The following is a 13006-nucleotide window of genomic DNA, read 5'->3' as shown; positions in this document are numbered from 1 at the left end:
GGGACACCTCCGCGGGACCGGTCAGGGAAGTCAGGGGAAGTCAGGGATCCGTGAGCACCGTAGGGCCCCGTGATCCGTGCCCTGTCCACGCGCCCGGGCGGCGCGCGTCCGTGTCCCCCGTTCGCGGTAACGTGAGCCCTCTATGAACGCCAAGCCCGACGTGCAGCTCCCCGCCGTGTCCGTGATCATGCCTGTCCTCGACGAGGAGCGGCATCTGCGCGGAGCCGTCCAAGCGATCCTCGCGCAGGAGTACGCCGGCGAGATGGAGGTCGTGATCGCCCTCGGTCCGTCCACGGACCGCACGGACGAGATCGCCGCCGAGCTCGTGGCCGAAGACCCGCGCGTGCACACCGTCCCGAACCCCACCGGCCGTACGCCCGCCGCGCTCAACGCCGCGATCAAGGCCTCCCGCCACCCGATCGTGGTCCGCGTCGACGGCCACGGCATCCTCTCGCCGAACTACATCGCCACCGCCGTACGGCTCCTGGAGGAGACCGGCGCGCAGAACGTCGGCGGCATCATGCACGCCGAGGGCGAGAACGACTGGGAGCACGCGGTCGCCGCCGCCATGACCTCGAAGATCGGCGTCGGCAACGCCGCCTTCCACACGGGCGGCCAGGCCGGCCCGGCCGAGACCGTCTACCTGGGTGTCTTCCGGCGCGAGGCGCTGGAGCGGCAGGACGGCTACAACGTGGAGTTCATCCGCGCCCAGGACTGGGAGCTGAACTTCCGGATCCGCGAGGCGGGCGGCCTCATCTGGTTCTCGCCCGAGCTGCGGGTGTCGTACCGGCCGAGGCCCAGCGTGAAGGCGCTCGCCAAGCAGTACAAGGACTACGGGCGCTGGCGGCACGTCGTCGCCCGCTACCACGAGGGCTCCATCAACCTGCGCTATCTCGCCCCGCCGACCGCCGTGTGCGCGATCGTGGCCGGCGTCCTGGTGGGCGCCCTGCTGACCCCGCTGGGCTTCGTCGTCCCCGGCGGCTATCTCGCGGCGATCGTCGCGGGCTCGGTCCCGGCGGGCAAGGGGCTGCCGCTCAAGGCCCGCCTCCAGATCCCCGTGGCCCTCGCCACCATGCACATGTCCTGGGGCTTCGGCTTCCTCACCAGCCCGAAGTCCCTGGCGAAGAAGGTCATCGCCTCCCGCCGCCCGGCGGTCCTCACCGAGAGCTGAGCACGGACGACGTACGACGCGGGCCCCTCTCCTGATCGAGAGGGGCCCGCGTCGTGTCCGGGGGTGGCGGCTACCAGGTGAAGGCCGGGTTGACCTCCATGCAGGCCTTCTTGTTCGCGCCGTTGAGGGCGTCCGCCGACTCGGGGGTCCTGTCGTCCCCCTTCTCGGCGTCCTCGGCCTTGTACGCCTTGCCCTCGCGCCAGTCGGCGCCGACGACGAGCGTGACCCCGCTGACATCGGTGGACTTCTCCACCTGGCCCAGCGGGATGCCGAGGGCCTTGGCGACCGCCTGGGCGTCGCCCTCCAGCTCGGCGCTCGGGTAGCGCACGACCGTCTTGTCCTCGGTGATCGCGGTGGTCGCGTCGGACGACGACTTGGCGAAGCCCTCCTCGACCAGCAGCTGCGACACCGTGTGCGCACGGCCACTGACCGGGGCGAGGGTGGAGGTCATGGTGCCGTTCTGCACCAGCACCCCGATCTTGTCCTTGGCCGCCGCCGGGTCGTCGGAGGAGGCGTCCTCGGTGGTGGCCTTCTTCTTGTCCTTGCCGTCCAGCGCGATGTCCTCGCGCACCAGCCGGAACAGCTTCTCCGCGTCGCCCTCCTTCGGCACGACACGCGCGCCGACGTAGGTGAACGGCATCGTCGTCATCGTGATCCGGGCCGGCTCGACCTTGCGCAGTTCCGTGCTGAGGTCGTAGAGCTTGGCCACGTCGCCGAGGCCCTCGTCGACGGTCAGCGCGTCCGTGGCCTCCTCGGCGAGCCTGCGCAGCTTGTTCGGGTTGGTGATCGTGGCGTTCTCGCGCAGCTCACGGACCATCGAGTTCATGTACTGGTGCTGCGCCTTGGCCCGGGCGATGTCGCTGCCGTCCTCGAAGCCGTACCGGGTACGCAGCCACTGCAGGGCCTGCTTGCCCTTGATGTACGTGGTGCCCTTCTTCAGCTTCAGCCCCGAGCCCTTGCCCTCGCTGGTGTGCGAGTAGATGTTGGCGTTCACGCACACCGGCACACCGCCGATCGCGTCGGCCATCGACACCACACCGGAGAAGTCGACCATCATGAAGTGGTCGATACGGATCCCGGTCAGCTTCTCCCAGGTGGCGACCGTGCAGCCGGGGCCGCCGCGCTCCAGCGACTGGTTGGTCATCGCGTGCGTGAGCGCCCCGTACACCTCACCGCTGTCGGGGTCGGTGCACTTGGGGATGTCGAGCAGGGTGTCGCGGGGCATGCTGACGACCGACATGTTGGTGCGGTCGGCGGACAGGTGCAGCAGCATCTGGACGTCGGCCAGCGGCGGGCCGCCGAAGTTCTCCTTGGCGCCGCCGAGTTTCTGGTTCTCCTCGGTGTCCCGCGCGTCCGAGCCGATGATCAGGATGTTCAGCGGGATCTGGCCGAAGGCATTGGGCGTCGGCTCGGCGATCTTCGTGTCGCCGAGGTTCAGCTTCTCCTTCTTGATGTTGGCGTTGAGGTGCTGGTAGTAGAGGTAGCCGGCACCCGCGGTGCCGAGTATCACGACCGCCAGAACCGTCGCCGACCAGCGCAGCACCCGTCTGCGCCGGGGTTTCGCGGCGGTCTTCGCACGCCCCCGCCCACCACCGCCGCTCCGCCGGTTCGCCCCGCGCTGCTCGGGGACCCTGACATCCGTGTCGCCGTCCGAGCCGGACGACTCGCCCCCCGCCTCCAGGTCCCCGTCCCGGTCGCCGGGTTCCTCGACGCGCGGTCGCCCCCCGTCCCCGCGCACGTCACTCCGTACCATCTCCCTGCCCCTCCCCACCCTGCCGTGGCGGGGCCGTCCCCGCCTCCTGTTGGACTGTCGAGACCCCAACTCGGATGTACTCATGTTCTGTTGAACGCGTCATGTGTTCCGGCCGGATGACATGCGGACACAGGTCGGTACGGCGGCGGCACCGGCCGCCCCATGGCGTTCCGACAGCTTTCCGACGGCATCCGGAACCGACGGGCGGGCGCGTCCTCGCGCCCGCCCGGCCATCACCGGCGTTCAACTCCACTCGCGTCCGGTAAGACGCGCCATGACCCCCTCAGGTCATCAACTGGCGCACTTTTCCTTGTCCGCGGTGTTCTTCTCGACGTCCAGGTCCGCCGCCGACGCCCCACTCAGCGACACTCCGGCGCCCTTGAAGTCCTCGCCCAGGGTCAGCACCATCGACGGCAGGCCCTGGGAGTTGGTCTCGCTGTTGCCCTTGCCGGGCTTCAGCGCGGAGGCGGACAGACCCATCAGGTCGGCCAGCTTGCGCGCCTGGTCGGCCTGGCCGGGGTCGTACGCGAGGGTCGTCTTCTTCAACGTCTTGTCGGCGTTGCCGAGCTGACTCGACTTGGTCACGCCGACATCGTTCTGCAGCCAGTTGAGAGTGGCCTGTGCGCTGCCGGCCTCGGCCCCGCCGTTGTAGACGCTGACCCGGACCTCGGAGGCGTCGGCGCGCTCGCCCTTGAGCTTCGCGGCCTCCTTCTCCTTGGCCTGCTTCTTCACCTCGGTGAGGGAGATGTCGTTGCGGATCGTGGAGAACAGCTGCTCGGCCTTCTGCGGCTTGGGCAGCACGGTCGCGCCGTCGGTGTTGTCGATGACCGGCACGGTGGTGAAGGTGATGTTCTTCGTCTTGACCTTGCCGACCTCCTTGCCGAGCGAGGCCAGCTTCTTGATGTCGGAGATCTTGGAGTCGACGGACAGCGCGCTGGTCGCGGCCTCCGCGAGGTCCAGCACCTTCGTCGGGTCGGTCAGCGTGTCCTTGGACTTCATCTGCCGGATCATCGAGCTGAGGAACTGCTGTTGCAGCTCGATCCGGCTCAGGTCGCTGCCGAGGCCCACGCTGTAGCGGGTGCGCAGGAACGCCAGCGCCTCCTCGCCCTCGATGGTGTGCTTGCCGGCGCTGAGGTTCAGCTTGGACTTGGAGTCCTTGATGTCCTTCGCCAGACAGACCTCGACACCGCCGATGGCCGTGGAGAGCGTCTTCACCGCGTTGAAGTCGGCCACCATGAAGTGGTCGGGCACGATCCCGGTCAGCTCGGTGACCGTACGCATCGTGCAGCTCGGGGTGCGACCCTCCTGGCCGAGGCTCGTGTTGAACCGGACGTCGGGCGTGCCCGCGATGTTCTTCTCGGACCCGTCCTCCTGCTTGGTCGGGCAGTCCGGGATGTCCACGATCATGTCGCGCGGGATGCTCATCGCGGTCGCGTTCGTACGGTCCTTGGAGACGTGCAGCAGGATCGTGGTGTCCGCGTGACCGACGCTCTCCGAGTCGCCGTACTTGGTGTTGCCCGCGCCGGTCCGCTTGTCCGTGCCGATCACCAGCAGGTTGATCGCCCGGTCCTGGCTGAAGCCGCCGGTGCTCGCGCCGTCTTCCGAGATCTTCTGGATGTTGCCGTTGAGGTGCTGGTAGTAGAGGTAGCCCGCGGCGCTCACCCCGACCACCACGAAGGCCAGCGTGCCGGCCGTCCACACCAGTATCCGTTTGCCCGTCGACTTCTTGGGCTTGGCCTTGCCCCGGCCGCCCCGGCGACCCGGCAGCGGGTCCTCCTCGGGCGCGCCCCGCCGGCGCCGGGGACCCGGCAGCGTGTCCGGGATCGGCCGGGTGTCCGTGCCCACCGACGCGGAACGCGTGGTGGTGGTCGCCCCGGCCCCCGTCGCGGCGGGCGCGGCCCGACGCGGCCTCGGCACCGCCGATTGCGGTGCGGAAGGACTCAGTCGCAGTTCGTATTCACCGGTGCTCGGGTTGAGTACCCACTGGTCTGCGGGGTCGATGTCGTCCGCCCGCCCACGGCCTTGCGCGTCCACGGTTGTCTGATTCCTCCGTCGGGGCCACGCGGCGCCTTCCCCCTCAAAAGACGCTCGGGTCTCGATGCAAGTGGTGCGCGACCGAGAAGGCCTGCGCACCGGATCGCTCACACTAGCCGCACGATCAGGCGTCAAGCGACGGCGGTGACAAATTGCACGTCCCTACAACTGGGCAATCTGCCCATTTCCTAGAGCATTTGTTCCTTGTGTTGACGTGGGCTTTACCTGAGGACCACCGCCGAGGTCACCCGCAGTCCTCCTCCGCGGCCGTACTGCCGCGGAAAGTCGGCATCGGATCCGGTGTCCCGGAGAGGCTTCCCGAAAGCTCTTCCGTATCCCCTTCCCGCATCCCGTCGGGCAGTTCCCGCGCGACCGCCAGAGGCGCGTCGGCGCGCAGCCGTGCGAAAAGGCTGCGTGCCGCCGGTTCGACGAGCTCATCACGATTGGCGTCGTACGCATACGACTTCCGGGGAACGGTCAGGAATTGCACCTTTTCCATGGGGATCGTTCGCAGACCGCGCACAAGGTCGTAGAGCCCGCGCAGACTCGCCAGTCCGGGGTCCGTGGTGAGCGACGACGTGGCCGCGTCCAGCACCGGATACAGCTTCACCGGATTCAGCAGGACGTCATTGCCGCGCACCTTCGTGGCCAGGGCCGCGAGGAATCGCTGCTGCCGGTCCATCCGTTCGGTGTCGCTGCCGTCCCCCAGCGACTTACGGGCCCGTACATACCCGAGCGCCTGTTCTCCGTCGAGCTTCACCTTGCCCGCGGGCAGCCGCAGTTTGGCCTGCTTGTCGTGAATGGGCTCGGAGAGGCACACCTCGACCCCGTCGACGGCGTCGACCATCTCCTTGAAGCCGTTGAAGTCCACGACCACGTGATGGTCGATCCGGATATCGGTCATCCGCTCGACCGTGCGAATGGTGCAGGCCGAACCACCGTTCTGGAACGCGTAGTTGAACATCGTGAACACCGGTTCGGTGCGGCTTCCGTCGGCCCGCCGGCAACTCGGCACATCCACCATCAGGTCCCGTGGCAGCGACACCGCCGTCGCGCTCCGCCGGTCCGCCGCGAGATGCAGCAGGATCGTGGTGTCCGACCGCTCGGTCCCGGAGTCCCGCCCGTACTCGCCGTTCCCGTTCCCCGACCGCGAGTCCGACCCGATCACGAGGATGTTCTGCGCGCCCCGCACCAGCGCGGTGGGCCGCTCCTTCTCGTACCGCGCCAGCTCGTCCGCCGCCGTCCGGTCCGAGGTGATGTTCCCGTCCAGCTTCCGGTACGCCGCCCACCCCACCCCCAGCGCCCCGAGCACCACCAGCGCCGCCCCACCCCCCACCCACCGCACCCACCGTCGGCGCCGACGCCCGAGCCCGGCCCCGGTGGGCGTCCCACCCACACCGGGCCCCAGCCCACGCGCCTTGCCTCCGACGTCGTCCACTTCCGGCCACCCCTCACGGCGTACGAGCGAGTCGTTGCTCTTACGACGATGGCGCGGGAGGGAGGTGGAGGCGGCCGGGGCTAGGCCGAACGGGGGACAGGGCGCCCTATGGACGGGGCTGAGGGCGGCCGCGCCCTTCAGGGGCGCGGGGAACTGCGCGAGCAACCACGGCGCACCCGCGGCCGCCCTACGACCTCACTCCCCACGGCGTCACCGCGCGACAGCCGAAACCCGCTCACTCTCGATCCGCTTGGCCAACGCGTCCTCACCCAACAGCCCCAGGTTCCGACACAGCACCACGGACCCCCCGCTGGCGAGCGGCCCGTACAACCCCGCGGCCAACCCCTCCCACGTGTCGTAGGGCAACCCCGACAACAACCGGGACCCGGGCCCCGTCAGCCCGAGGCCACCCGCTTCCGCCCGGGCCCGCTCCACGACCTCCGCCCCGCTGAACTCCCGCCCGGCCACGACCAACGCCGCCTCCTCGGGAGAGACGGGCGCGTACGCCACGAACCGGTCCCCCTGCGACGGCACCTCGACGGCATAGTCGGCGAACCCCGACGGCACCTGCGGGAACCGCCCCCCGAGCGGCCGCAACGCGAGAGCGACCCGCTCCCCGGAGCACGCCCGGGCCGCGTCCAGCGTGTCCGGCCCGCTCACCACGATGTCGGCGGCCCCCGGATCCCCGGCGACCTCGGCGACCACCCCCACCGACGAACACGCCAGCAGCCACACCGCCGTCTGCCAGTGCGCCGGCAGCAGCAGCGCGACCCGGTCGCCCGGCTCCGCGGTCAGCTCGCCCTGGAGGAGGTTCGCGGTCTTGGCCACCCAATTGGCGAAGGTGGCCACGGACAATTCGACCCGTTCGCCCGTGGCGTCGTCGTAGAAGGTCACCAGGGGGCGCGCGGGATCCGCGGCCAGCGCGGATCGCAGCAGGTCGGCAGGGGTGCGGTCGGTGGCGTTCACGCGCGTAAGCGTACGCGGGGACCACCCGCCCGCGGTCCTTGGGCGGGACCGGAAACGCCACCGGTTCGGCGGAGCGGAGCCGACACCCCGTCAATTCCGCGATGGACAGATATGTATGACTATGTCCAGGATCGGACACATGCGTAGATCACGATTCCTCGCGTCCTCGATCGGCGTCACCTGCGCGGCGGCCCTCGCCCTCCCGGCGGCACTCCCGGCGACGGCATCCGCGGCGACCCCGACGGACTCGTCCTCGACAGCACCCCTGGCCCCGGCGCGGATCTCGGCCCCGACCAGCCCGCTCGCGCCCGCGCCCGCGTCCGGCGGCACCCAGTCGCTCCCCCTCGTCCCCCTCGGCGCGGACCGCAACCTCGGCCCGGCCGCCCCCGAACAGGGCCTCGGCAAGCGGGACGTCCGGTCCTTCTCGCTGGTCGGTGTCGTCTGGGACGACCCGGACACCGAACTCCAGGGCCGCGTACAGGTCCGTACCCGTGCGAAGGGCACCGCCCGCTGGTCCGGCTGGCAGGACGTCGAGACGCACAACCACGAACACGCGGCCGACCCGGACACCGCCGAGCGTTCCTCGGGCCGCGTGCGCGGCTCCACCGCCCCGTTGTGGGTCGGCGACTCGGACGGCGTCGAGGTGCGCGTCCGCGCCGAGACCCAGGGCCGTACGACCGCTCCGGGCGTCCAGATGCTCCCGGACGGCCTACGTCTGGAGCTGGTCGACCCGGGCTCCGGCTTCCCGGAGGGCGCGGCGGGACCGGGAGCCGTGCACGCGGCCGAACCCCCGCCCGTCGGCACCCCCGTGGACACCCCGCGCCTGGGCGCCCTGACCGCCGAGTCGGCCGCCGCCTCCGCCGTCAACGCCGACCTCGCGCCCCTCGGCGCCACCACGATCCCCTCGCTGTCGCGCAAGGAGACGGTGGAGCGGCTGGCGAACGTGGCGCCCGGGGTGAAGCCGTACATCGGACCGCGTCCGCGCATCGTCACGCGGGCCGGCTGGGGTGCCGACGAGAAGCTGCGCGAGCGCGACTTCCGCTACACCAAGCGGGTCAGCGCGGCCTTCGTGCACCACACGGCCTCGGGCAACAACTACAAGTGTGCGCAGGCTCCTTCCGTCATCCGCAGTATCTACCGCTACCACGTAGTGAGCAGCGGCTGGCGGGACATCGGCTACAACTTCCTCGTCGACAAGTGCGGAAACATCTACGAGGGGCGCGCGGGTGGTGTCGCGAAGGCCGTCATGGGTGCCCACACCCTCGGTTTCAACACGAACAGCATGGGCATCGCGGTCCTCGGCAGCTACACGACCACCAAGCCGCCCGCGGTGGCGGTCAAGGGGATCGCGCAACTAACAGCCTGGAAACTCGGTCTTTACGGGGCGAACCCGAATGGCAAGACATACCTCACTTCGGGTGGTGGCAATCTCTACCCAAAAGGTAAGAAGGTACGACTGCACGTGATCTCCGGCCACCGGGACGGGTTCGCGACCGAGTGCCCGGGGGGGCGCCTTTACGGAAAACTCGGCGCGACGCGCAAGGAGGCCGCCCGCTATCAAGGCCGATAGCGCGGCGACAGGGTGATGGGGGGAACCGGGGTGCCAGCACCCCGACCGGAAACCAGTGACCGGCCGGAGAACACAGCGGACACGACCAGCAGCACAGGCCGAGGGCACGCACGCCGTGCCCTCGGCCTGCGAAGGCGCCATGGAACGGTCTGCATACACTGGCCGGTCGAATGACAGTTCGGCCGGTCCCGGCAGGAAGCAGAGACGACAGGTGACAGAAGCGATCCTCCTGGTCGGCGGCAGAGGCACCCGGCTGCGCCCGCTCACGGTGCACACTCCGAAGCCCATGGTCCCGGCGGCCGGAGTCCCCTTCCTCACACACCAGTTGGCGAGAGCCAAGGCGGCGGGAGTCGACCACATAGTTCTCGCCACCTCCTATCTCGCCGAGGTCTTCGAACCCCACTTCGGCGACGGCTCGGCCCTCGGCCTCCACCTCGAATACGTCACGGAGGACGAACCCCTGGGCACGGGCGGCGCGATCCGCAACGCCGCCTCGCATCTGCACTCCGGCCCCGAGGACCCGGTCCTCGTCTTCAACGGCGACATCCTCACCGGCCTGGACATCCGCCGTCTGGTCGCCACCCACGGCACGACCGGCGCGGACGTCTCCCTCCACCTCACCCAGGTGACCGACCCCCGCGCCTACGGCCTCGTCCCCACCGACGAGACGGGCAAGGTCCTCGCCTTCCTCGAAAAGCCCCAGACGCCCGAGGAGATCGTCACCGACCAGATCAACGCGGGGGCGTACGTCTTCCGCCGCTCGGTCATCGACACGATCCCGGCGGGCCGCCCGGTCTCGGTGGAACGCGAGACGTTCCCGGACCTGTTGGCGGCCGGAGCCCACCTCCAGGGCATGGTGGACTCCACCTACTGGCTGGACCTGGGCACCCCCGCGGCCTTCGTCCGCGGCTCGGCCGACCTGGTCCTCGGCCGTGCCCCGTCCCCCGCCGTCCCCGGCCGCTGCGGCGACCGCCTCGTCCTGCCCACCGCCCGGGTCGCGGGCGACGCCAAGCTGACCGGCGGCACGGTGGTGGGGGAGGGCGCGTTCGTCGGCGAGGGCGCCCGCGTCTTCGGCAGCACGGTCCTGGCCGGCGCGGTGGTCGAACCCGGCGCGGTCATCACCGACTCCCTCATCGGCGCCCGCGCCCGCATCGGCGAACGCTCCATCCTCACCGGCGCGGTCGTCGGCGACGGCGCGATCATCGGCGCCGACAACGAACTCCGCACCGGCGTCCGAGTCTGGTGCGACGCCCAGATCCCCACGGGCGCACTCCGCTTCTCGTCGGACCAGTAACTGAGGGGTGCGTCGTCGGGTGCGGGTGAGTGGGGGCTGGTCGCGCAGCTCCCCGCGCCCCTAAAGGCAACGGCCCCTGCGGGCCCCTGAGAAAAGCACGGGGCGCAGCCCCTGCTTTTCTCAGGGGCGCGGGGAACTGCGCGAGAAGCCCCACCGAACCCGCACACACCCACCCACGCCAAACACCCCACCCCTCATCCCACACCCCCTCGGGGTCGAAGGGGCAGCGCCCCTGGGGGATGGGACGGGTAGGGGCGGCGGGGGCGACCTACAACCGCCCGATATCCCCACGACGCATCCGAGGCGCCCGCCGAGCCGGCACCCGCCCCGACAACAGAATCAACCGAGCCGCCCGATGCCGCTGCCCCGCATACGGCTCCAACAACGCCAACATCACCGAGTCGTCCGCATCCCGATCCCCCGCCAACGCGAACCCCACGATCCCCGGCAGATGCAGATCCCCCACGGTCACCGCATCCGCCGCCCCATGACTCCGCTGCACGGTCTCCGCCGAAGTCCACGGCCCGATCCCCGGCACCAACTCCAACCGAGCCCGCGCCTCCCCGGCCGCCATCCCCACGGCCTCCTCCAGCCGCCCCGCCACCCGAACCGCCCGCAGAATCGTCGCCGCCCGCTTGTCGTCGACCCCGGCCCGATGCCACTCCCAGGACGGGATCAACGCCCACTCCCGAGCCGTGGGCATCACGAACATCCCCGGCGGAACGGGCCCCGGCGCCGGCTCCCCGTACTTCCGTACGAGCAGCCGCCACGCCCGGTACGCCTCGTCCGTCGTGACCTTCTGCTCCAGCACCGACGGAATCAACGACTCCAGCACCAGCCCGGTACGCGTCAGCCGCAACCCCGGCCGTCGCCGCCAGGCCATCGCCACGACCCGATGCCGGGGCACGAAGGCATCCGGCTCGTCCAGCGCCCCGAGCAGCGAAGGCACTCGATCGAGCAGCCACTCGGCCCCCGGCCCCCAGGCCTCCGCCTCGACGACCCCACCCCGCAGGGCGACCCGCAAGGTCCCGGCCCCGGCCGGTGTACGACTGGCCCGCCACACGGACCCGTCCGGCACCGCCCGGAAGGTCGGATCCCCGGGCCCACGCCGAAGCGGCCCCAGCACCAGCCCCAGATCGAGCACCCCCTCGGGCACCCAAGTCCGCCGCCGCCCCGCCACCGCCTTCTGCCGAGGCACCCCACCGGGCACGACAACATCCCCACCCCGCACAGTCGTACGAGTGGGCCGCTGAGGAAAACGTCCGGCCACGAGGAGGTCCTAGCTGGTGACGTGATGCTGAGCTGGTGATGCGGTGCCGACGCGAGCGGTGCCCTATGAGCCTAGGGGCACACGACGCTTTTCAGGGGCGCGGGGAACCGCGCGAGAAGCCCCACGCACCCGCACTCGCCCCCCGAACCGAAACCCCCGCGAACCCTAGGCGCCCCGGCCCCCACCTCACCGCACCTCGACAAAAGCCTCCACATCCCGCTCACCCCGAGCCGGGGGCGCCCCGGCCGCATGCCCCACAGCCACCGCCCCCATCGGATCCCACCCCTCCGGAAGCCCCAGCACATCCCGCACGACATCCCGGCAGAACATCGTCGAGGACACCCACGCGGACCCCAACCGCTCCCCGGCCAGCGCGACAAGGAAGTTCTGCACCCCCGCCCCGGCGGCGACCACGAACATCTCCCGCTCGGCACCGTCCCGCCGCGCGTCCCCGTAGTGGTGCGCCCCGTCCATCACCAGACACGGCACCACCAGATACGGCGCGTGGCGCAGCACATCCCCGCGCCGCACCCGCTTCGCGATCGACTCCTCGCTCTTGCCGTCCCGCCGCAGATCCGCGATCCACGCGTCCCGCATGGCGTCGAGCAGCCGCACCCGCGACTCCTCGGACTCCAGCAGCACGAACCGCCACGGCGTCGTGTGATGCGGCGCGGGAGCGGTCACGGCGGCGGCCACGGCCCGCCGCACGGCGCCCGGGTCGACCGGCTCGTCCGTGAACGCCCGGACCGTACGCCGCTGGGTCACCGCCAGCCGTACGGCCTCGGAGGTGCCGAGCCGGAACATGTCGTCCCGCGCCCCCCGGACCAGCGCCCGTGTCCCCTCGCCGTCGTCCTCGGCGACGACATGCCCGAGCCCCCGGACGACGGCGACGGGCAGCCCGGCGGCCTTGCCCTTCACCAGGTCGCCGGCGCCGGCCAGCTCGTCGGCGGTGGCGACGACGGTCGCGCTGAGCGGATTGCCGTGCGCGTCGGTGCCGCCCCGCAGGTCGTCGAGGACGCGCACCCCGGCCGCCCCGATGGCGACGTCCGTCAGCCCGCTGCGCCAGGGTCGCCCGAACGTGTCGGTGACGACGACCCCGACCTCGACCCCGAGCGTGTCCCGGATGCCCTCCCGGATCGCCCGCGCGGACGCGTCGGGGTCCTCGGGCAGCAACAGCACGGTCCCGGACGGTGTGTTGGAGGCGTCGACCCCGGCGGCGGCCATCACCAGCCCCTGCCGGTTCTCCACGATCCGCAGCGCCCCGCGCCGCGCGACCACCCGTACGGTCTCGGCGTCGATGGCGGCCTCCCGGTCGACCGCCTCGACGGTCCGGCCCTCCGCCTTGGAGACGATCTTCGAGGTGACGAGGAGCACGTCCCCGTCGATCAGCCCCGGTTCGGCGGAGGCGATCAGCTTCGCGAGGTCGTCCCCCTCCCGCACCTCGGGAATCCCCGCCAGTGCCCAGACCCGGTACCCGCCACCGGGCGTGACTCTGCTCATGATCTCCTCG

The 13006-nt window shown here is 70.8% G+C and carries 9 protein-coding genes; 3 read left to right on the top strand and 6 right to left on the bottom strand.

Going from position 1 to position 13006, the window contains the following annotated elements:
- Positions 1 to 142 precede the first annotated feature (142 nt).
- Complete coding sequence (locus ABT147_RS16525) at positions 143 to 1171, top strand: glycosyltransferase family 2 protein (RefSeq protein ID WP_351406421.1); 1029 nt, start codon at positions 143 to 145, stop codon at positions 1169 to 1171.
- Positions 1172 to 1241: 70 nt separating this feature from the next.
- Here ABT147_RS16525 and ABT147_RS16520 read toward each other — a convergent pair whose 3' ends face one another.
- The 4 genes from ABT147_RS16520 to ABT147_RS16505 form a co-directional block, all read right to left on the bottom strand.
- Positions 1242 to 2924 (bottom strand): LCP family protein, encoded by a 1683-nt coding sequence (locus ABT147_RS16520; protein WP_351406419.1) that lies wholly within the window; start codon positions 2922 to 2924, stop codon positions 1242 to 1244.
- 291 nt (positions 2925 to 3215) lie between these two features.
- Positions 3216 to 4958, bottom strand: a complete 1743-nt coding sequence (locus tag ABT147_RS16515) for an LCP family protein (RefSeq protein WP_351406417.1) — start codon at positions 4956 to 4958, stop codon at positions 3216 to 3218.
- A 244-nt stretch (positions 4959 to 5202) separates the two neighbouring features.
- Entirely contained in the window at positions 5203 to 6396 is a 1194-nt protein-coding gene (locus tag ABT147_RS16510; protein WP_351406414.1) for an LCP family protein, read from the bottom strand.
- A gap of 210 nt (positions 6397 to 6606) precedes the next feature.
- The gene (locus ABT147_RS16505) at positions 6607 to 7362 is read right to left on the bottom strand and encodes a TIGR03089 family protein (protein ID WP_351406412.1); all 756 of its coding nucleotides are present in this window, start codon (positions 7360 to 7362) and stop codon (positions 6607 to 6609) included.
- A 121-nt stretch (positions 7363 to 7483) separates the two neighbouring features.
- On the opposite strand from ABT147_RS16505, the gene ABT147_RS16500 reads away from it, so the two are divergent.
- Both ABT147_RS16500 and manB read left to right on the top strand, forming a co-directional pair.
- Positions 7484 to 8932, top strand: coding sequence for a peptidoglycan recognition protein family protein (locus tag ABT147_RS16500; protein WP_351406723.1), 1449 nt, complete (start codon positions 7484 to 7486; stop codon positions 8930 to 8932).
- A 211-nt stretch (positions 8933 to 9143) separates the two neighbouring features.
- Entirely contained in the window at positions 9144 to 10226 is a 1083-nt protein-coding gene (gene manB / locus ABT147_RS16495) for a mannose-1-phosphate guanylyltransferase (protein WP_351406410.1), read from the top strand.
- Between the two features lie 268 nt (positions 10227 to 10494).
- Here manB and ABT147_RS16490 read toward each other — a convergent pair whose 3' ends face one another.
- Entirely contained in the window at positions 10495 to 11496 is a 1002-nt protein-coding gene (locus ABT147_RS16490; protein ID WP_351406407.1) for a DNA-3-methyladenine glycosylase family protein, read from the bottom strand.
- Between the two features lie 186 nt (positions 11497 to 11682).
- A complete protein-coding gene (locus tag ABT147_RS16485; protein ID WP_351406405.1) occupies positions 11683 to 12996 on the bottom strand; it encodes a coenzyme F420-0:L-glutamate ligase in 1314 nt (437 codons plus the stop codon).
- Between the last annotated feature and the right edge of the window lie 10 nt (positions 12997 to 13006).

Source organism: Streptomyces sp. NPDC001868 (assembly GCF_040297125.1).
Lineage (GTDB): Bacteria > Actinomycetota > Actinomycetes > Streptomycetales > Streptomycetaceae > Streptomyces.
This window is presented reverse-complemented; position numbering and strand designations above follow the sequence as displayed.